Annotated in this window: 16 protein-coding genes; 12 read left to right on the top strand and 4 right to left on the bottom strand. The window is 71.4% G+C overall.

Annotated features, from left to right (window positions below; translation table 11 throughout):
* The first annotated feature begins 53 nt into the window (after positions 1–53).
* Both lysX and ACFY1J_RS15555 read left to right on the top strand, forming a co-directional pair.
* Complete coding sequence (gene lysX, locus ACFY1J_RS15560; protein ID WP_390731330.1) at positions 54–3,332, top strand: bifunctional lysylphosphatidylglycerol synthetase/lysine--tRNA ligase LysX; 3,279 nt, start codon at positions 54–56, stop codon at positions 3,330–3,332.
* Positions 3,333–3,421: 89 nt separating this feature from the next.
* Positions 3,422–4,255 carry a polysaccharide deacetylase family protein gene (locus ACFY1J_RS15555; RefSeq protein ID WP_390705742.1) on the top strand — a complete coding sequence of 278 codons (834 nt, stop codon included), beginning with the start codon at positions 3,422–3,424 and terminating at the stop codon, positions 4,253–4,255.
* 33 nt (positions 4,256–4,288) lie between these two features.
* Here the strand turns inward: ACFY1J_RS15555 and ACFY1J_RS15550 are convergent, their stop codons facing one another.
* Positions 4,289–4,966 carry a class F sortase gene (locus ACFY1J_RS15550; RefSeq protein WP_390705743.1) on the bottom strand — a complete coding sequence of 226 codons (678 nt, stop codon included), beginning with the start codon at positions 4,964–4,966 and terminating at the stop codon, positions 4,289–4,291.
* Between the two features lie 913 nt (positions 4,967–5,879).
* On the opposite strand from ACFY1J_RS15550, the gene ACFY1J_RS15545 reads away from it, so the two are divergent.
* Positions 5,880–6,341, top strand: a complete 462-nt coding sequence (locus tag ACFY1J_RS15545; protein WP_390731493.1) for a hypothetical protein — start codon at positions 5,880–5,882, stop codon at positions 6,339–6,341.
* A 323-nt stretch (positions 6,342–6,664) separates the two neighbouring features.
* Here the strand turns inward: ACFY1J_RS15545 and ACFY1J_RS15540 are convergent, their stop codons facing one another.
* Together ACFY1J_RS15540 and ACFY1J_RS15535 are read right to left on the bottom strand one after the other, a co-directional pair.
* A complete protein-coding gene (locus ACFY1J_RS15540; RefSeq protein ID WP_390705744.1) occupies positions 6,665–7,429 on the bottom strand; it encodes a DUF4239 domain-containing protein in 765 nt (254 codons plus the stop codon).
* Positions 7,430–7,471: 42 nt separating this feature from the next.
* The gene (locus ACFY1J_RS15535; RefSeq protein ID WP_390705745.1) at positions 7,472–7,945 is read right to left on the bottom strand and encodes a hypothetical protein; all 474 of its coding nucleotides are present in this window, start codon (positions 7,943–7,945) and stop codon (positions 7,472–7,474) included.
* A gap of 318 nt (positions 7,946–8,263) precedes the next feature.
* On the opposite strand from ACFY1J_RS15535, the gene ACFY1J_RS15530 reads away from it, so the two are divergent.
* From ACFY1J_RS15530 to ACFY1J_RS15520, 3 genes are all read left to right on the top strand, one after another.
* Positions 8,264–9,229, top strand: coding sequence for an SCO0930 family lipoprotein (locus ACFY1J_RS15530; protein WP_390705746.1), 966 nt, complete (start codon positions 8,264–8,266; stop codon positions 9,227–9,229).
* A gap of 391 nt (positions 9,230–9,620) precedes the next feature.
* On the top strand, positions 9,621–10,433 hold the full coding sequence (locus ACFY1J_RS15525; protein ID WP_390705747.1) for an SAM-dependent methyltransferase: 813 nt from the start codon (positions 9,621–9,623) through the stop codon (positions 10,431–10,433).
* Entirely contained in the window at positions 10,430–12,571 is a 2,142-nt protein-coding gene (locus tag ACFY1J_RS15520) for a putative bifunctional diguanylate cyclase/phosphodiesterase (RefSeq protein WP_390705748.1), read from the top strand. The genes ACFY1J_RS15525 and ACFY1J_RS15520 overlap by 4 nt, the downstream gene beginning before the upstream one ends.
* Before the next feature lie 208 nt (positions 12,572–12,779).
* Here the strand turns inward: ACFY1J_RS15520 and ACFY1J_RS15515 are convergent, their stop codons facing one another.
* Positions 12,780–13,664, bottom strand: coding sequence for a LysR family transcriptional regulator (locus ACFY1J_RS15515; RefSeq protein WP_390705749.1), 885 nt, complete (start codon positions 13,662–13,664; stop codon positions 12,780–12,782).
* A gap of 120 nt (positions 13,665–13,784) precedes the next feature.
* On the opposite strand from ACFY1J_RS15515, the gene ACFY1J_RS15510 reads away from it, so the two are divergent.
* The 6 genes from ACFY1J_RS15510 (at position 13,785) to ACFY1J_RS15485 (ending at position 20,141) form a co-directional block, all read left to right on the top strand.
* Positions 13,785–14,450, top strand: a complete 666-nt coding sequence (locus tag ACFY1J_RS15510) for a succinate dehydrogenase (RefSeq protein WP_390731492.1) — start codon at positions 13,785–13,787, stop codon at positions 14,448–14,450.
* Position 14,451: 1 nt separating this feature from the next.
* Complete coding sequence (locus tag ACFY1J_RS15505; protein ID WP_390705750.1) at positions 14,452–16,401, top strand: fumarate reductase/succinate dehydrogenase flavoprotein subunit; 1,950 nt, start codon at positions 14,452–14,454, stop codon at positions 16,399–16,401.
* Positions 16,398–17,147 carry a succinate dehydrogenase/fumarate reductase iron-sulfur subunit gene (locus ACFY1J_RS15500; protein WP_390705751.1) on the top strand — a complete coding sequence of 250 codons (750 nt, stop codon included), beginning with the start codon at positions 16,398–16,400 and terminating at the stop codon, positions 17,145–17,147. The genes ACFY1J_RS15505 and ACFY1J_RS15500 overlap by 4 nt, the downstream gene beginning before the upstream one ends.
* A 130-nt stretch (positions 17,148–17,277) precedes the next feature.
* Complete coding sequence (locus ACFY1J_RS15495; RefSeq protein WP_390705752.1) at positions 17,278–18,303, top strand: hypothetical protein; 1,026 nt, start codon at positions 17,278–17,280, stop codon at positions 18,301–18,303.
* Positions 18,304–18,459: 156 nt separating this feature from the next.
* Complete coding sequence (locus ACFY1J_RS15490) at positions 18,460–19,236, top strand: GNAT family N-acetyltransferase (protein ID WP_390705753.1); 777 nt, start codon at positions 18,460–18,462, stop codon at positions 19,234–19,236.
* A complete protein-coding gene (locus tag ACFY1J_RS15485) occupies positions 19,236–20,141 on the top strand; it encodes a lysophospholipid acyltransferase family protein (protein ID WP_390731329.1) in 906 nt (301 codons plus the stop codon). The genes ACFY1J_RS15490 and ACFY1J_RS15485 overlap by 1 nt, the downstream gene beginning before the upstream one ends.
* Positions 20,142–20,640 lie beyond the last annotated feature (499 nt).

The raw sequence follows: 20,640 nt of genomic DNA, 5'->3' as shown, positions 1-20,640 counted from the left end.
AGCACGGGACCGCTCGACGAGCGAGCCGCACGGCGCCTTCCTACAGTCAAGACATGAGTGCCACCGCGGAGGCCGCGGCGGGCAAGAGCGCCGCGGGCCCGATACGGCCGCCCGCGAGCGGCTTCCTCAGCCGGGTGCCCGAGGGCTTCGCGGCCTTCTTCGGCGCCCTCGGCCTGCTGTGCGGGCTGCTCGCCGTCATCGCCCCGCTGCGCGCACCGCTGCGCCCGCTCGTCCACACCCTCGACCTGCTCCTCGTCCCGGTCAGCGCCAACCTCGCCTACGCCGTCTTCCTGTTCCTGCTGGCCGCCGCCACCGGCGCGCGCAAGAAGGTCGCCTGGTGGCTGGTCGTCGTCTATCTGGGCCTGATCGTCCTCTCGGACATCCTCGGCCTCGCGCTCGGCCAGTACGCCGAGTCGGTTCCGTCCCTGGTGGTGTGCGGTCTCGCGCTGGTCCTGCTGGTCGTGGCCCGCGAGGAGTTCTACGCCGCCTCCCGGCGCGGCGCCGTATGGCGGGCGCTCGCCGTGCTGGTCGCCGGACTCGCCGTGGCGATCCTGGTCGGCTGGGGCCTGGTCGCGCTCTTTCCCGGCACCCTGCCCGAGGACCAGCACCTGGCCTGGGCGGCCGACCGGGTGTGCGGCGGTCTGGTCTCCGACCAGTCCTTCGACGGCCGCCCGCCCCGCGCCGTCACCTTCGTGCTCGGCCTGTTCGGCGCGCTCGCCCTGCTGAACGCCGCGGCCACCCTCTTCCGTTCACAGCGCCTGGAGGCCGCCCTGCACGGCGACGAGGAGGCCCGCATCCGCGCCCTCCTCAAGGCGTACGGCGAGGACGACTCCCTCGGCTACTTCGCCACCCGCCGCGACAAGGCCGTCGTCTTCTCGCCCAGCGGCAAGGCCGCCGTCACCTACCGCGTCGAGGCAGGCGTCTGCCTGGCCAGCGGCGACCCCGTCGGCGACCGCGAGGCCTGGCCGCACGCCATCGCCGCCTGGCTCGACCTGGCCCGCCGCCACGCCTGGGCCCCCGCGGTGATGGGCGCCTCCGAGAACGGCGCCAGGGCCTACGTCCGCGCCGGACTCGGCGCGCTCCAGCTCGGCGACGAGGCCATCGTGCACGTGCCCGGCTTCGACCTGGACGGCCGCGACATGCGCGTCACCCGGCAGGCCGTGCACCGGGTCCGGCGCACCGGCGCCACCTGCCGCGTCCGCCGCCACGCCGCCCTCACCGACGCGGAGATGGAGGGGGTCGTCGACAAGGCCGACGCCTGGCGCGACACCGAGACCGAACGCGGCTTCTCCATGGCCCTGGACCGGCTCGGCGACCCGGCCGACGGCGACTGCCTCCTCGTCGAGGCCCTCAGCGACGACGGCCGGCTCCTCGCCCTGCTCTCCTTTGTGCCCTGGGGCGGCGACGGCGTCTCCCTCGACCTGATGCGCCGTGACCGCACCGCCCCGAACGGCGTCATGGAGTTCATGGTCGCCGAACTCTGCACGGCCGCCCCCAAACTGGGCGTGCACCGCATCTCCCTCAACTTCGCGGCGTTCCGCTCGGTCTTCGAGGAGGGCGCCCGCATCGGCGCGGGACCGGTCCTCAGGCTGTGGCGCCGCCTGCTGCTGTTCTTCTCCCGGTGGTGGCAGCTGGAGGCCCTGTACCGCTCCAACGCCAAGTACCTGCCGGAGTGGTACCCGCGCTTCATCTGCTACGCCGACACCGCCTCCCTCGCCCGCATCGGCCTCGCCTCCGGAATCGCCGAGGGCTTCGTCGCCGTACCGTCGCTGCGCAAACTCTGGGGAAAGGGGCACTCGAAGGCCGGGCAGCGGCCCACGACCACCGAGGGTCTGCCGCCCCTGGCGGCGCTCGGCCTCGACGGAGGGGGCGAGACCGGGCCCGCAGCCGCGGACGCGGGCCTGCCCGAACAGGTCCGCGTCCGCCACCACCGGCTCGACCGGCTGCGCGCCGAAGGCACCGACCCCTACCCCGTGGGAAGTCCCCGGCCCACCCATGCCCTGGCCGAGGTGACAGAGGGCCAAGAGGTCACCGTCGCGGGCCGGATCATGCTGGTCCGCGACTTCGGCGGCATCGTCTTCGTCGTCCTTCGTGACTGGTCCGGCGACCACCAGCTCGCCCTCACCCGCGGCGACTTCGGTCCCGCCCTCGACCGCTTCACCGCCGACACCGACATCGGCGACCACATCACCGCCACCGGCCGCGCAGGCCGCAGCGACAAGGGCGAGCCGACCGTCTTCGTCACCTCCTGGCAGCTGACCGGCAAGTGCCTGCGCCCCCTGCCCGACAAACGCCGCGGCCTCACCGACCCCGAGACCAAGGTGCGCATGCGCTATCTCGACCTGGTCACCAGCCCCGCCGCCCGCGACAGCGTCCGCGTCCGCTCCACCGCCGTACAGGCCCTGCGCCAGGGCCTCCTGGACCGTGGCTTCCTGGAGGTCGAGACCCCGATGCTCCAGCAGATCCACGGCGGCGCCAACGCCCGTCCCTTCACCACCCACATCAACGCCTACGACCTCGACCTGCATCTGCGGATCGCCCCCGAGCTGTATCTGAAGCGGCTGTGCGTCGGCGGCCTGGAGAAAGTCTTCGAGCTGGGCCGCACCTTCCGCAACGAGGGCGTCTCCCACAAGCACAACCCCGAGTTCACGATGCTGGAGGCCTACCAGGCCCACGCCGACTACGACGTGATGCTCGACCTCACCCGCGAACTCGTCCAGGGCGCGGCCACCGCCGCCTTCGGCCGCCCGGTCGTCCACAAGGACGGCAAGGAGTACGACATCTCCGGGCGCTGGACGGTCAGCACGGTCTACGGCGCGATCTCCGATGCGCTGGGGGAGGAGATCGGTCCCGGCACGGAGCCGGAGCGCCTGCGGCGGCTGTGCGACCGGGCGGGCGTGCCGTACACCCCGGACGACGGGCACGGCGACATCGTCCTGGAGATGTACGAGCGGCTCGTCGAGGAGAGGACCCAGCTGCCGACCTTCTACAAGGACTTCCCGACCGAGGTCTCCCCGCTCACCCGGCAGCACCGCACCGACCCGCGGCTCGCCGAACGCTGGGACCTGGTCGCCTTCGGCACCGAGCTCGGCACCGCCTACTCCGAACTGACCGACCCGGTGGAACAGCGGCGCCGCCTCACCGCCCAGTCCCTGCTCGCCGCCGGGGGAGACCCCGAGGCGATGGAGCTGGACGAGGACTTCCTCGACGCCCTGGAATACGCGATGCCGCCCACCGGCGGACTCGGCGTCGGCGTCGACCGAGTGGTCATGTTCCTCACCGGACTGACCATCCGTGAGACGCTGCCGTTCCCCCTTGTGCGCCATCGCTGACCGCCGGGACTGGGCCGAGCGGGTGCTTTCCGGCGGCCGTACCGGTGTCGCTGTGGTGCGCCGGAGCCTCTTCGGGCGACTGATGAGTCATGCAGAAGGATCAGTTGCTCACACGGCGCCGGGTGCTGCTCGGTGCCGCCGCTCTGGGAGCCGCCGGTACCGCGGGACTGCTCATGTCCGGCACGGGCGGTGAATCGGTACGGTCGGCGGCGCCCGCCTGGGGCCCGCAGGCGCGTGCCGCGCTCAAGCCCAACGCCTACCGGCTCCAGCCCCTCGCCGGTGACGCGCCGCCACGCAGGCGGCCCGGCAAGGTCGCGGTGCGCGGTGAGCCCATCATGGAGCTGCCCGTGCACGGCCGGCTCATGGTGCTGACCTTCGACGACGGACCCGACCCCCGCTACACCCCCGACATCCTGGACACCCTGGACGAGTACGGCGTCCGCGCGATGTTCTTCGTGTGCGGGGAGATGGCCGTGGACAACAAGGAACTGCTGGCCCGGATGGCCGACGCCGGGCACATCGTCGGCAACCACACCTGGACGCATCCGCTGCTGACCCAGCTCGACCGCGCCGAGATCCGCTCCGAGATGGTGCGCACCAGTGATGTCATCGAGGACGCCTACGGGGAACGGCCCTGGTGGTTCCGGGCGCCCTACGGTGCCTGGAACCGCGCGGCGTTCCAGTTGGGCGCCGAGATGGGGATGGAGCCGCTGGCCTGGACGGTCGACAGCCTCGACTGGACCACTCCGGGCACCCGCACCATCATCGACCGGGTGGAGAACGGCGCCGCCCCCGGTGTCGTCGTGCTCTCCCACGACGCCGGGGGCGACCGCTCGCAGACCGTGCGGGCACTGCGCAAGTGGCTGCCCCATCTGCTCGACGACGGCTACCACTTCACCGTTCCCCGACGCCGCACCGTCTGAGGGACCGGCCCGCCCCGCCCCGCCGGGGAACGCTCAGCGGGCCTCGGCCAGGCGGGCGAAGACGACCACGTTCCCGTCGTAGCCGTGCTGTTTGGAGAATCCGCCTCCGCAGGTGATGACACGCAGCTCGGGTGTGCCCTTGGAGCCGTAGACCCGGTCGCCGGGGAAGTTGTTCTTCGCGAAGACCTCGATGCCGTAGATCTCGAAGACCGCGGTCTTCCCGTCCTTGCGGGCGACCTCGATGCGATTCCCCTTCTTCAGGGACCCGAGTCCGTAGAACACGGCCGGGCCCTGCTGGTTGTCGACGTGTCCGACGATCACCGCCGTGCCCTTTTCGCCGGGCGAGACGGCGCCGGTGAACCAGCCGGCCAGATTCGGGTCCTCGGGCGGTGGCGCGCCGACCCAGCCGTTCGAGTCCAGGCCCACGGAGATGATGGGGGCGTCGACCCGGATCGAGGGGATCCTGACCCGGTCGGGCGCGGCGAACGGCAGGTCCTGCCGACCCCCCGCGGCCGTGGTACCGGGCACGCGGCTGTCCGCGGCCGCGGCCGCGGCCCGGGCGGGCTGCGGCGGCCCGACGTCGAACTCCCCCGAGCCGTTCCGGATGAGCGCGAGCCCGGTCAGCAGAACAAGCGCTATCACGCCCCAAGGGGCGCGCTTCTTTCGCCGGTCCTCCACTTCGACGAGCTCGGACAGCCCGGACGCATACATTCGCCATCCCCTCTCGACGAAGCCGTCGCCACGTCATTCGCGCATATGAGAACGCTAAGTCCCGCACGCGCGACCGGCGACGGGGCATACGGCGAACGGGTGGCCCGGGCACCCCTTGGTGCGCCATCCGAGTTGCCATCGGCCGGAAATTTTCTGACGGTCCGTGACCTGCGATGTTGTCCGATTGTGCGGTTTTCCGTCGGCGTGTCCGCTCACCAGGACGGACCATTCTCGAAATGCGGGCGTGTTCCCCGCGCCCGAGGGTCTTTCCTGGAGGTGCTTTCTCGCCGATCGACCGGGGACGGGTCCCGGGGTGCCTCCCGCGGAGGATCACATGAGGAACACACGTGCCCTGGCGGCCGCGGCCTTGACGGTCGCCGCCCTCGGGCTCGCCGCCCCCGCGGCCGTCGCGGACGGTGTGGGGAGCGGCGGCGGTCCGAGCAGCACCGATCTGAACGGTGTGAGCGGCGTAGGCGGCGTAAGTGGTGTAGGCGGCGTGGCCGGTGTGGGGGGTGTGGGCGGCATCGGCGGTGTGGGTGGCATCGGCGGTGTAGGTGGCGTGCTCGGCGGGGGCGATCTGGGCAACAACGGGCTCCGCCCCGGCAACAACAACGGCTACGGCAACAACAACGGGGTCGGGAACAACAACGAGAACCGGCCCGGGAACAGCAACGGTTACGGCAACAACAACGGGGCGGGGAACAACAACGAGAACCGGCCGGGCAACAACGACGGGTACGGCAACAACAACGGTTCCGGGAACAACAGTTCTGGGAACAACGGTTCCGGGAACAACGGCGTCGGGAACAACAACGAATCCCGGCAGGGCAACGAAAACGGCGCCGGGAACAACACCGGGGTCGGCAACAACAACGGCGCCGGGGGAAACAACGGGGTAGGGAGCAACAACGGGGTGGGGAGCAACAACGGCGTCGGCAACAACAACGGGCCGGGCAACAACAACCTCGGTGACTTCGCGAGGAACATCAACGCCGCGCCCAACGCCATCGCCGCGGGCGGCCGGCTCACCATCACGGCGGAGGGCTGCCGGGGCGGTGGCACGGCGTCCTCGCGTGCCTTCCGCGCCATCGCGCTGTCGCCGCTCGCCGGCACCAACGACACCGCGCGGGGCATCGCGACGGTCAACAACGACGCCCTGGCCGGCCCGTTCGACATCGCTGTCAACTGCAACGGCCGCACCCTGACCCGCCCGGCGGCCTTCAACGTGCTCGGCGGCGTCAACGGCGGCGTCGGTGGCAGCGTCTCGTCCGGGGCGACCAAGACCGACATGGCCATCGGCGGCGGTCTGGTGGCCGCGGCCGTGATCGGCGGCGGGGTGTTCCTGGTGCGCCGCAGGCACGAGAAGCGGATCTGAGCGGGTGGCCCCTCTCCCTGGCAAGGCCCCCTTCGGAGAGCACGGCGCACGGTGACAGGCCTTCGCCCCGGTCCTCGACGGATCCCGGGGCGAAGGCCTGCTGGGTCGTTGACGGGGGCAGACACCGTCCGAGGCAACGCGTATCGCGCCCATGGTCTGTCCCTCCGTTCACCGAGGAGCGGCGGCGTACCTGCTCCGCTCGCGCCTGACGTGCAGCTCGCTGACTCGAACGCTAGGCACGCCGGCCCACGGGCGCGATCGGGATGGGGCGAACGGGTCAGGCCCGTGGGCCGCACAGGTGAGGGCTCGGCCCCTGGCCGTCGTCATCCCTTGACGTGCGGGAAGAGCGCGAGGAACGGCTCGGCCGTCGCCGCGATGCCCCGGCTGTAGGGCGCGTCGAAGTCCCAGATGAGGAACAGCATGAAGGCGATCGTCGCGGAGAACAGTCCGGCCAGGACGAGCTCGCGTGGGGTGCGTCTGATCTGCAGGGCGAAGACCATGCCGATGGTGATCGCGGCCCCGGTGAGCAGCCCGAACCACACCACGCCGGGCATCGTCGCCCCGGTCGAGTCGGCCCGGGCGCTGCGCGCCTGGTCGGCCGTGGCCACCTGGTCGACCAGCGGCTGGTAGGCCTGTGCCTGGAAGTCCGTCTTCGGCTGAAAGTCGGTGACGTCGTGGCGGACGCGGTCGAGCAGTTCGGTGCCGCGCGGGGTGAGCCGGCCGTGGTCGGTCATCGACTTCCACTCGGTGGTGACGACGTGTCCGACATAGGCGTTGACATCGGCCCGAATCCGGTCGCGGACATCGGGTGGATAGACACGGACCCGCTCCGAGATCTCGTGCAGCGCCTGGGCCTCCGCCTGTACGTGGTCCTGGGCGGCGCTGCGCGCCTCCCATGCCCCGGCGATGGCCAGGCCCAGCACGATGGCGTACACGACGCCGATCCACATGGTCATGTACTCGATGACGTCGGGGGTCTCGCTGGGATCGTCGTCCTCGGCGGCCGTGCGATGCCGTACGAGGGTGACGACGACCACCACGGCGCACGCGCCCAGCATCGCGAGGGCGAGAACAAGCCATTCCGACAACAGGTGCCTCCAGAGAACAGCGCGTGTCTGTGCGTCGACGCGTCAGCGCGGACGCAGCGCGGCGACGGCGACCACCGCGGGGACGGTGATGAGCAGGACGTAGGTGACCGGGGACGTACGCCCCTGCGTCGTCCCGCCGGTCGGCCTGGGCCGGTAGTGCGGGTACCGCACCGGCGTGGGCGAGGGATGCGGGGTGGGCCTCGGCTTCGACTTCGGTGGCGGGGGAGTGGGCGTCGGGGTGGGGACGAGCGCCGGCCGGACCGGGGGTGGCGGTTTCGGCGCGGGCTTCGGCGGCGGGGGCGGCGTGGGACGCGGGGTGGGCGTCGGCCTCGGCGGTGCCGGTGGGGGTGTCGGCGTCGGAGTGGGCGACGGGCAGGCGGGCGGCGTGGGCCAGGAGCGGCCCCCGGCGACGGCCACCGCGACCATGCCGTCCGGGCCGGTCGAGGCGTACGCGCAGGCGTCGGCCGCCGCCGGCCCCGCCGGGCAGCCTGCCAGGGTCCACGTCAGCGCCAGCACGGCCAACACCCTTGGGGCGGGCGCGAGTCGGGTCCGTTCGGGTCCATGCACGACGGAGATCATGGGCAGCGGAACACCGTCCCACGCCGCCGTGCCCGGGGATTGCCCCGAAGGGAGGACCGGCGCCGCACGGCGGTTTGAACGGCGGGGCGCGGCGGCCGGGCGATGGCGCACGCGCGTGCGGTGTGCGGCGGGGGGCACAGCGCTCGGAAAGAAATTTGTGCGCCGGTTGAACACAACGCCCGTCCCCATCCGTACCCAATGTCGTGCGGCGACGCAGAGGCGCTGCAATATCCAGGCGATTATGGGGAGTTGACGATGAAGACCTCCTGGCGGAGCGCCTCACTTGTGGCGACGGCCGCATCGGTGCTGATGCTCACGACGGCGTGCGGTCAGGACAATGCCACCACTCCGTCGTCGGCGGCCCAGAACGTCGGTGCGACGGCCGCGGCGGGCGATTACGGCAGCGCCACCGCCGGTGCGGGGGCCGGCGCCGGCAATGGCTACGGCGCCGACGGCAGCCAGAGTTCGAGCTCCCCGAGCCCGGCGGCCCCCGCCGGCAATCTGTCCGTGGCCGCCAACCCGGACCTGGGCAAGGTGCTGACCGACGGTTCCGGTCTCACCCTCTACCGTTTCGACGCGGACACCGCCAATCCCCCCAAGTCGAACTGCGACGGCGACTGCGCCACCACCTGGCCGCCGGTTCCCGCGGACGACGCCACGGCCGGTGAGGGCATCGACAAGGCGCTCCTCGGTGAGGTCACCCGCTCCGACGGCACCAAGCAGCTGACCATCGGCGGCTGGCCGGCGTACCGCTACGCCAAGGACGTCAACGCCGGTGACGTCAACGGCCAGGGTGTGGGCGGCAAGTGGTTCGCGCTCGCGCCCAATGGCAAGAAGGCGACCCTCTCCGCTCTGCCCGGCCTGTCCGTCCGCAAGGACGCCAAGCTCGGCGACATCGTCGTCGACAAGAACGGTATGACGGTCTACCGCTTCATCAAGGACAAGGCATGGCCCAAGTCCGTCTCGAACTGCACCGGAGCCTGCCTGGAGAAGTGGCCGGCCGTCGCGGAGGTCAGCGCGAACGACACCAAGGGCGTCAAGAAGAAGGGCCTGATGGGCTTCACCCGCCCCGACAACGGCACCAAGCAGATGACGGTCAACTGCTGGCCGATCTACACCTTCTCCGGTGACAAGGCCCCCGGGGACACCAACGGTCAGGGCGTCGGCGGCACGTGGTACGCCGTCTCGCCCGAAGGAAAGCTGGTCGGCGCGTCGGAGTAGAGATCACCTCCCCAGGGTTGATCGCCTCGCCCATGTCGTATCGGACCACCGCGGAAGGGAGGGACGAGGACGAGCGAGAGTGCCGGACGCACGACAACCGGCGCGCGACCACAGGTCCGCCCCCTCCGCACCGCACGGAGGGGGCGGACCCCTTTGCGCGGGCGCCGGATCGCGCGCCCCGTGGAGACGGGGGGAACGGGGCGACTGGCACGAACCGCCCGCACCCGACCGACGGGCCGAACACACCCAAAGCGCAGCTCGGCGTTGCCGCAGGCAGTGACCGGGAACGGACGGTCAATTTCCGGTTCGGGTCGCTCCATTGGCGGGCGATCAGTAGCCTCAGCTCGAACACCGGATCGCCTGACCTGTCGCCTACGCCTTGGAGAGATACATGGAGCGTCCCGCCTGGGCCCCACGAAGCATCGACATCTCGGTGCCGAGCGTTTCGCGTATCTACGACTACTACCTGGGCGGATCGCACAATTTCGAGGTCGACCGCGAGGCGGCCCGCAAGGCGATGGAGTTCATGCCGGGCCTCCCGAAGATCATGCAGGCCAACCGGGCATTCATGCGCCGGGCCGTGGCCTTCGCGGCCGAGGAGGGCATCGACCAGTTCCTGGACATCGGCTCGGGCATCCCGACCTTCGGCAACGTCCACGAGGTGGCTCAGGCGGCCCGGCCCGACGCCCGGGTCGTGTACGTCGACCACGATCCGGTGGCCGTGGCGCACAGCCAGGCGGTCCTGGCGGGCAACGAGCGCGCGGATGTCGTCGCCGCGGACCTCCGCAAGCCCCAGGAGATCCTGACGAGCCCCCAAGTGGAGCGTCTGATCGACCTGAATCGGCCAGTGGCGCTGCTTCTCGTTGCCATACTGCACTTCGTGGAAGACGCGGACGACCCGTACAGTGCGGTGGCCGAGCTGCGAGAGGCGCTCGCGCCCGGCAGCCTGCTGATCCTCACGCATGCTTCGTACGAGGGAATCCCGCTGCCACCGAAGCGGGCGGAGGGTGCGGTGGACGTGTACAAGGACATTCGCAACCCGCTGATCATGCGTTCGCGCGACGAGATCGCGCGGTTCTTCGAGGGGTACGACATGGTGGAACCCGGGCTGGTGCCGATGCCTCACTGGCGGCCGCAGACGGCGCCGGAGGACGAGGATCCCTACGCCTTCTCCGGATTCGCCGGCGTGGGGCGTACGGCGTGACCGCGGAGCCGGACGGGCCGGAGGACAGACTCCGCCGGTTCGCGACGATCTGGAGCCGGGCCGTCTTCCCGGTGACCTCCACGTCGCTGACCCGGCCGGAGCTCGAAGAGCAACTCCTGCCGCTCGCACGCCGGTTGAGCGACGCGCTACGGGCCCGCAGTTTCGACGCCGACGAGGCCAGGGCGGTCGGCGCGGCGCTGATCGAGACGCACTGCACCGACCCCGAGGCGCTCACCCGCACCCTGGACTGTGTCGACGCCTACCTGGTGCTCTACTGCGGCGAGGACGGCCCCCAGGACGAGATGCGGATGCGCTCCTCGCGGGTCCAGCACTCCATGGCCGCCGGGTTCGCGCAGGCGCTTCGCGAGCGGACCCTGGCCGAACAGGAGGCCATCGCCCGGGCCGCGCTCCAGGCCCAGGGCGTGGTCGCCCAGGCGCTGCACGCCAGCGAGGCCCGGTTCCGCGCGGTGTTCGAGGGCGCCGCCATAGGCATCGGCATCGCCGACCTCGAGGGCAACGTCCTCCAGGTCAACGGGGCGCTGCTGCGCATGTTCGGCGGCTCCGAGCAGGCCGTGCGGGGCCGCAACGTCATGGAGTGGACCCACCCGGAGGACGCGCCCCAGACCTGGAAGCTCTACGACGAGCTGGTGCGCGGGGACCGCGAGCACTACCACGTCGAGAAGGCCTTCAACCGCCCCGACGGAACGGTCCTGTGGACCAATCTCACGGTCTCCCTGCTCAGGGACGCCGACGGCAGTCCGCAGTACCAGCTCGCCCTGATGGAGGACACCACCGAGCGCCGGCTGCTCAATCTGCGGCTGCGCTACGAGGCCACCCACGACGCGCTCACCGGCCTGCCCAACCGCACCCTGTTCTTCGAGCGTCTGGAAAAGGCCCTGGCGGCGGGCGAGGGCCAGCGCTTCGGCCTGTGCTACCTCGACCTCGACGGCTTCAAGACCATCAACGACAGCCTCGGTCACGCGGCCGGCGACCGGCTGCTCGTCGAGGTCGCCGACCGGCTCCAGTCCTGCGCGACCGCGCCCGGTGAGATGGTGGCGCGGCTCGGCGGCGACGAGTTCGTGGCGCTGACCACCGGTCCCGGCACCGAGCGCGAGGTCGACGAGCTCGCCGATCGCATCATGCACGCGCTCGTCACCCCGATCAGCATCGACGGCCGCGAACTCCTGGTCCGCGGCAGCATCGGCATCGTCGAGGGCCCGGCGGGCGAGCGCACCCCGGCCGAGGTGCTGCGCAGCGCCGACATCACCATGTACCGGGCCAAGTCGGCGGGCGGCAACCGCTCGGAGCTGGCCGACCCGGAGGCCGACGCCCGCGCCATCACCCGGCACGGTCTGACCACCGCGCTTCCCGCGGCTCTGGACCGGGGCGAGTTCTTCATCGAGTACCAGCCGCTGGTCCACCTCGGCGACGGCAGCGTGCGCGGCGCCGAGGCCCTGGTGCGCTGGCTGCACCCGCAGCACGGGGTCCTCGGCCCCGACCGGTTCATCCCGCTCGCCGAACACACGGGCCTGATCGTGCCGTTGGGCCGCTGGGTCCTTGAGGAGTCCGTCCGCCAGGCCCGCGACTGGCGCGAGCGATACGACCGGGCGGCCGACGGGCCGCTGCGCATCAACGTCAACCTCTCGCCGTGCCAGCTCACCCATCCCGGTCTGGTGCAGGACACGGTGGAGATCCTGGAGCGCGCGGGCGTCGCGCCGGACTCGCTGTGCCTGGAGGTCACCGAGTCCGCCCTCATCGGCGCCGACGACGATCTGCTCAAACCGCTGCGCCGGCTCGCCGAGATGGGCGTCGACATCGCCCTCGACGACTTCGGCACCGGATACTCCAACCTGGCCAACCTGCGTCGTCTGCCGGTGAGCATCCTCAAGCTGGACCGCTCCTTCACCCAGAGCATGCAGCGGTTCCCGGCCGACCCCGTCGACCTCAAGATCGTCGAGGGGATCGTTTCACTGGCCCACAGCCTCGACCTCGCGGTCACCGTGGAGGGCGTGGAGACGGGCGCCCAGGCCGAGCAACTGCGCATCCTGGGCTGCGACACGGCCCAGGGCTGGTACTACGCCCGCCCGGGCCCACCGGAACGCCTCCACGACCTGGCCCTGGTGGACGCAACAGGCTGAACCCCTGAAGCACGGCAGGCGCAGTTCCCCCCGGGGGCGCGGGGAACTGCGCGACAAGACGCACCCGGGCACGCGCAACGGGCTGAGCCTTTGAAGCAGGCCAGGCGCAATTCCCCCCAGGGGCGCGGGGAACTGCGCGAGCAACCACACACGACCCGCACCCCCCGACGGCGCCCCCGAGGCAGACGCACCCGGGCACAAAGCAAACTCACCGCTCAAGCAACATCCGCTGCAACTCACGCGCGGCCCGAGGCGGAGCCACATCGCTCCGATGCGCCAACGCGATCGTCCGATGCAACCCCGGCCGAGCCAACGGAGTAACCCGCAGCCCTCGGCCCGACCGCGTCGCCACCATCCTCGGTACGACGGCCACGCCGAGCCCCGCCCGGACGAACCCCAGCACCGCGTCCATCTCACCGCCCTCCACAGCGAAGTCCGGCTCGAACCCCGCGGAGCGGCACGCCGCCACCGTGAGCTCGCGCAGGTCGTAGCCGTGCCGGAACATCACGAGACGCTCGCCCTCCAGGTCGGCGACGCGCACGGCCGGCGCGCCCCGGCCCGGTGCGGGCGCCTCCGGTGACGACACCACCACCAGGTCCTCCCGCAGCAGTTCCACCGAGGTGAGGGCGGGCGAGGCGGGCGGCAGCGGGAGCACGATCAGGGCGAGGTCGAGGGCGCCGCGAGCGAGTTCCCGTACGAGATCGTGGGAGCCACCCTCCTCGATCAGCAGCCGGATGCCGGGATAGCGGTCGTGGAAGGCCCGCAGCACGTCCGGGAGCAGGCCGGTGCACAGGCTCGGGGTGGCGCCGAGCCGGACGCGGCCGCCGCGCAGCTGCACCAGCTCCTGCACCTCGTGCCGGGCCGTGTCGGCGTCGGCCAGGATCCGGCGTGCCAGCGGCAGCAGCGCCTCGCCCGCGTCGGTGAGCGTGATGTTGCCGCGCGCCCGCAGGAACAGATCCGCCCCCAGCTCCCGCTCCAGCGCCTTGATCTGCTGGGACAGGGACGGCTGTGCAACATGGACCAGCTCGGCGGCCCGGGTGAAGTGCCGGGTCTCGGCGACCGCCACGAAATACTGGAGCTGCTGGAACTGCATGGTTTCAGAATAGCCCCAGCCTATGGAAACGAGCTGGACCATGTCTTGGACCGATCGGGACCATCGGCCCTAGCGTTCTGATTCATGGCTCTGGCAACGCGGACGGACCGACGGCCGTCCATGGCACGCACGGTGTGGGACTCCACCGTAGGCAAGAAGACCGTGATGGCGGTCAGCGGCGTGATCATGCTGCTGTATCTGGTCGCGCACATGATCGGGAACCTGAAGATCTACTTCGGGGCGGGCGAGTTCAACCACTACGCCCACTGGCTGCGCACCGTCGGTGAACCGTTCATGCACTACGAGTGGACGCTGTGGCTCATCCGCGTCGTCCTGGTCGTCGCCGTGGTGGCCCACGCCACGTCCGCCTACCAGCTCAGCCGCCGTGACATCAGGGCGCGCCCCAGCAAGTACGTGCACAAGAGGCCCCGGGCGAGCTACGCCACGCGCACCATGCGCTGGGGCGGGATCATCCTCGGCCTGTTCATCGTCTGGCACCTCCTGGACCTGACCACCGGCACCGTGCACTCCGGCGGCTTCCAGGAGGGCCACCCGTACCAGAACGTCGTGGACACCTTCTCCACCTGGTACGGCAACGTCATCTACATCGTCGCGATGCTCGCGCTCGGCCTGCACATCCGGCACGGCTTCTGGAGCGCCGCACAGACCCTCGGCGTCGGCAGCCGCGCCCGCGCCCTGAAGACCGTCGCCAACGTACTGGCGCTGCTGCTCACGGCCGGCTTCATCGCCGTACCCGTGGGCGTCATGACCGGAGTGGTGAGCTGACATGACAACCTACGCGAACTACGAGACCGGCGCGCCCGTCGTCGACGACAAGGCGCCCTCCGGCCCCGTCCACGAGCGCTGGGACAAGCGCCGTTTCGAGGCCAAGCTCGTCAACCCCGCCAACCGCCGCAAGCACACGGTGATCGTCGTCGGCACCGGCCTCGCCGGCGGCTCCGCCGGCGCCACCCTCGCCGAACAGGGCTACCACGTCGTCCAGTTCTGCTACCAGGACTCCCCGCGCCGCGCCCACTCCATCGCCGCGCAGGGCGGCATCAACGCGGCCAAGAACTACCGCAACGACGGCGACTCCGTGCACCGGCTCTTCTACGACACCGTTAAGGGCGGCGACTTCCGGGCGCGCGAGTCCAACGTCCACCGCCTCGCGCAGATCTCGGTCGAGATCATCGACCAGTGCGTGGCCCAGGGCGTGCCCTTCGCGCGCGAGTACGGCGGACTCCTCGACACCCGCTCCTTCGGCGGCGTCCAGGTCTCGCGCACGTTCTACGCCCGCGGCCAGACGGGCCAGCAGCTGCTGCTCGGCGCCTACCAGGCGCTGTCGCGGCAGATTGCGGCCGGGAACGTGGAAATGCACCCGCGCACCGAGATGCTCGACCTGATCGTCATCGACGGACGGGCGCGCGGGATCGTGGCACGCGACCTGATCACGGGCCGTATCGACACCTACTTCGCGGACGCCGTCGTGCTCGCCAGCGGCGGCTACGGCAACGTCTTCTACCTGTCGACGAACGCCATGAACTCCAACGCCACCGCGATCTGGCGGGCCCACCGGCGCGGCGCGTACTTCGCCAACCCCTGCTTCACCCAGATCCACCCCACCTGCATCCCGCGCACCGGCGACCACCAGTCCAAGCTCACCCTGATGAGCGAGTCGCTGCGCAACGACGGCCGGATCTGGGTGCCCAGGGCCAAGGGCGACACCCGGCCCGCGAACCAGATCCCCGAGGACGAGCGCGACTACTACCTGGAGCGCATCTACCCGTCCTTCGGCAATCTGGTTCCGCGCGACATCGCCTCCCGCGCCGCGAAGAACGTCTGCGACGAGGGCAGGGGAGTGGGCCCCGGCGGGCAGGGTGTGTATCTGGACTTCGCGGACGCGATCGAGCGGATGGGCCGCAAGGCCGTCGAGGCCAAGTACGGCAACCTCTTCGACATGTACCAGCGGATCACGGACGAGGATCCGTACGAGGTGCCGATGCGCATCTACCCCGCCGTGCACTACACGATGGGCGGCCTCTGGGTCGACTACGACCTGCAGACCACCGTCCCCGGCCTGTTCGCCGTCGGTGAGGCCAACTTCTCCGACCACGGCGCCAACCGGCTCGGCGCATCCGCGCTGATGCAGGGCCTGGCCGACGGCTACTTCGTGCTGCCGGCCACCATCAACGACTACCTCGCCCGCAACCCCCACCAGGAGGCGGTGACGGTCGAACACCCCGTCGTCCAGGAGGTGCTGGCCGAGACGCAGGACCGGCTCGACCTGCTCCTGTCCGCCGACGGCGACCGCACCCCCGACTCCTTCCACCGTGAAGTCGGCGAACTGATGTGGGAGTTCTGCGGCATGGCGCGCACCGACGCCGGACTGCGCAAGGCCCTTGAGCGCATCCCGCAGATACGCGAGGAGTTCTGGCGTCGCATCAAGGTTCCGGGGACGGGCGAGGAGCTCAATCAGTCCCTGGAGAAGGCGAACCGCATCGTCGACTACCTGGAGCTCGCCGAGCTGATGTGCCTCGACGCACTGCACCGCTCCGAGTCCTGCGGCGGCCACTTCCGCGAGGAGTCCCAGACGCCCGACGGCGAAGCCGCACGCAGGGACGAGGAGTTCTCCTACGCGGCCGCCTGGGAGTTCACGGGTACGGGCGAGGCCCCGACCCTGCACAAGGAAGACCTCGTCTTCGAGTACGTCCACCCCACCCAGCGGAGCTACGCATGAAGCTCAACCTGCGCGTCTGGCGGCAGAAGAACGCCGACGCCGACGGCGCCATGTCCACGTACGAGGTGGACGGCATCTCCTCCGACATGTCCTTCCTGGAGATGCTCGACACGCTCAACGAGGAGCTCATCCTCAAGGGCGAGGACCCGGTCGCCTTCGACCACGACTGCCGCGAGGGCATCTGCGGCGCCTGCTCGCTCGTCATCAACGGCGACGCGCACGGCCCCGAGCGCACCACCACCTGCCAGTTGCACATGCGGTCCTTCGAGGACGGCGACACGATCGACATCGAGCCGTGGCGGGCGTCCGCCTTCCCGGTGATCAAGGACCTGGTCGTGGACCGGTCCGCCTTCGACCGGATCATCCAGGCGGGCGGCTACATCACCGCGCCGACCGGTGCCGCCCCCGAGGCCCACGCCACGCCGGTGCCCAAGCCGGACGCCGACTTCGCCTTCGAGCACGCGGAGTGCATCGGCTGCGGGGCGTGCGTGGCCGCGTGCCCGAACGGGGCGGCGATGCTGTTCACCTCCGCCAAGGTCAACCACCTCAACGTGCTGCCGCAGGGGGCTCCCGAGCGCGAGACTCGGGTGCTGGACATGGTGGCGCAGATGGACGAGGAGGGGTTCGGCGGCTGCACGCTGACCGGGGAGTGCGCCACCGCCTGCCCCAAGGGCATTCCGCTGATGTCCATCACGAACATGAACAAGGAGTGGCTGCGGGCCACGCGCAAGGCGGGCAAACGGTAGGGCTGTTGGCCGCAGGGCCGTCGGTCGCAGGGCCCTCGGCCGTTCGCCGGCCGGGTGCGGACGGGCGGGGCCGGGAGTGGTGCTCATCCCCCGGTCCCGCCGGGCACCCGGCCCTCGATAGGCTGCGCGCATGATCTTCGAGAACAACGGGAGGGAGCGGTTCCTCGAGGCCGTCACGGACTTCGAGGCCGCTGTGCGCGAGCGGGACGTGGACCGTTCGGAGCGCGCGTTCGGAGAGCTGTACCGGAGCATCGGGGAGGCGGGGGAGCAGGAGGTCGGGAAGGCCGCGCCGCGGCTCGCCGCGCTGCTGCCCGACGTGCCCCCGGGGCCGCGCGGCACCATAGCCGTGATGGTCGGCGCCTGCGTGGAGCGCGGCGCCGACGCGGTGCCCTGCGCGCCGTACGTCTTCGCGGAGCTCGCCGAGACGCTCGCCGCCGTCGGTGAGTTCTGCGAACGCTGGGAGGAGACCGGCGGAGGGGACTTCCCCGACCCGGAGGGTGGCGAGCCCGACCCGGCCCTCTTCGACCGGGTGGGGCCGGAGCAGGCCCTGGCCTGGCTGACGCTGTCCCAGTGGGAGATGGCCTCCGTCGCCATGCTCAGCCACGCGGCCGTGCGCACCGCGCTCGACGCGGCCCTGCGCGACCGGCTGCTGCGGGCCGTGGGGAGCGTCGCGGAGGCGTCCGGGCACACCTTCAAGTGTCTGACGTACGCCCTGCTGGTCCTCGACGAGCCGCTGATCGTGCTGCACCGCCCCACCGGCACCGGCTACGCGATGCGCATGGGCGGCATCGGCGACAACTTCCAGCTGCACACCCTGCTCGCCGACGTCCTCGTCGGCGGCGGCCATGTGCCCGGCCGCGCCCCCTCCGCCGAGGAGGCGGCCGTGTGCCGGGACCAGCCCGGGCAGGTGCACACCACCGGCTCCTTCAACCTCGTCAGCCCCACCGGGGAGTGGGTGTGGAACGAGGGGACGCCCAGCGACATCCCCGTCGTCGACGGAGTACGGCTGCTCGTCCTCGACCCCCCGCCCTACGAGCGGAGCTGGCCCTCGGGCCGGTTCTTCCCCAACATGACGGGCGACCTCGTCCTGGAGCGGGCGCTCGCCCCGGAGGAGGCCGGGCGGCTGCTCGCCGGGTGCGTGACCAAGGACGGCTGACCGGTCGGTAACCCCGGCGTTCAACATCCCCACATCCACTCTCCTGGCGCAGGTCACGCGCAGGTCAACCGGCATCGGAAGAACAGGAGCGGCGGCCCGTACGCACCCGGTCCGCCCTCTTCCCCCGCCGAACCGGCCCGTGACCAGGAGAGAGCCATGACCGGCGTTTCCACCCTCGACCGTCCCCCGCAGCCTGCGGCTCCCACCCGCTACACCGTCACCCTCGCCCGTGACGAGGCCGACGTGCGTGCCGCGCAGCGGCTGCGGCACGACGTGTTCGCCGGGGAGATGGGGGCCCTGCTGTCGAGCCGGCACCCCGGCTACGACATCGACGCCTTCGACGCGTACTGCGACCACCTGCTCGTGCGCGACACCGCGACCGGGCAGGTCGTCGGCACCTACCGGCTGCTGCCGCCGGAGCGGGCCGCGGTTGCCGGCCGGCTGTACTCGGAGGGCGAGTTCGACCTGGCCGCGCTCGACACGATCCGGCCCGGCCTGGTCGAGGTCGGCCGCTCCTGTGTGCACCCCGACCACCGCGACGGCACGGTCATCGGCCTGATCTGGGCCGGAATCGCCCGCTACATGGTCGACCGCGGCCACGAGTGGCTGGCCGGCTGCTGCTCCATCCCGCTCGCCGACGGCGGCGCCCTGGCCTCCGCCACCTGGGAGCGGGTGCGCACCAAGCACCTGGCTCCGGAGGAGTTCCGGGTACGGCCGCTGCTGCCCTGGGTCCCGGACAGTGAGGTCCAGGCCCAGGCCGCGCGCACCGAACTGCCCGCCCTGCTGCGCGGCTATCTGCGCCTCGGCGCGTGGGTCTGCGCCGAGCCCGCGCACGACGCGGACTTCGGGGTGGCCGACCTGTACGTGCTGCTGTCGATGCGCCGGGTCAACCCGCGCTATCTGCGGCACTTCCTCTCACTCGTGCCGGCCTGATGAGCGTCTGGCTGCCGAGCGCGCCCTGCACCCCGGGGGCGTGTGTGGAGCCGACGGGGTCCGCGACGGCCGTACCGCGTGCCGTGGTGCGGCTGACGGGGGTCACGCTCCTGGTCCTGACCGGGATCGTGCTGGCCCCGCTCGGCGGGCTGATCCCCGCCGGGCTGGTCAGGAGGTGGTGCCGGGCGATCGTGCGGGCCGCCGGGGTCCGGGTCCGCCTCACCGGCGCCGCCGCACCCACCGGCGGACTCCTCATGGTGGCCAACCACATCTCCTGGCTGGACATCCCCCTGCTGGGCGCCGTGCGTCCGGCGCGGATGCTCGCCAAGACGGAGATACGGCAGTGGCCGGTGGCCGGTGCCCTGGTGGCACGCGGCGGGGCCCTGTTCATCGAGCGCGACCGGCTGCGGGCGCTCCCGGAGACGGTCGCCCGCATCGCGGACGCCCTGCGCGACGGCGCCGCGGTCGTCGCCTTCCCCGAGGGCAGCACGTGGTGCGGCCGCGCCCAGGGCCGCTTCCACCGGGCCGTCTTCCAGGCCGCGCTCGACGCCGGGGTCCCCGTCCAGCCGGTGCGGCTGCACTACCGGATCGCCGGTGGCGCGGCCAGCACCGCGCCCGCGTTCGTGGGCGAGGACACGCTGTTCGCCTCGGTGTGGCGGGTGGTGTCGGCGCGCGGTCTGGTGGCCGAGGTCGAGGTGCTGCCGGTGATACCACCGGGCACCCACCCCGACCGCCGCAGCCTCGCCCGAGCCGCAGAACCGGCCACACACGGGCCCACCCGGACCCACGCGGCCCTGGTGACCCGCGACCAGGCGCCCAGCGATCGCTCTCGCGCCGAGGTCCGCCCGGCTTCGGGGGCGCGGGCTGTGCGCCCGGATTCCCGGCAGGACCTGGAGCGCGCCTGAAGGTGACTGGGGGAGAGGCCGCCGCGCACGGGCTTGCTTGGGCCCGCGTGGCCCAGGTGGCGGGCGGGTAGGCGCTCGGTGTTTGTCCTCGTGGGTGGTCCGGCCGGGTTCGGGGGCGCGGACTGCGCGCACGGATTGCCGGTAGGGCCTGGAGCGCGCCTGAAGATCACTGGGGGAGCGCCCGCCGCAGACAGGGCGCCGTGGCGCTTCCCGGGGCTTGTGCTACGTCGCCCGGTGAGCCGGTCGCGCACGGGCCCGTTTGGCCCGTGAGGAGGAACTCAGTCACTCGGGGAGTGCCCGCCGTAGGTACGGCGCCGTGGCGCTTCCCGGGGCTTGTGCTACGTCGCCCGGTGAGCCGGTCGCGCACGGGCCCGTTTGGCCCGTGAGGAGGAACTCAGTCACTGGGGGAGTGCCCGCCGTAGGTACGGCGCCGTGGCGCTTCCCGGGGCTTGTGCTACGTCGCCCGGTGAGCCGGTCGCGCACGGGCCCGTTTGGCCCG

The sequence above is a fragment of the Streptomyces sp. NPDC001406 genome (genome assembly GCF_042895285.1).
Taxonomy (GTDB): Bacteria; Actinomycetota; Actinomycetes; order Streptomycetales; family Streptomycetaceae; genus Streptomyces.
This window is presented reverse-complemented; position numbering and strand designations above follow the sequence as displayed.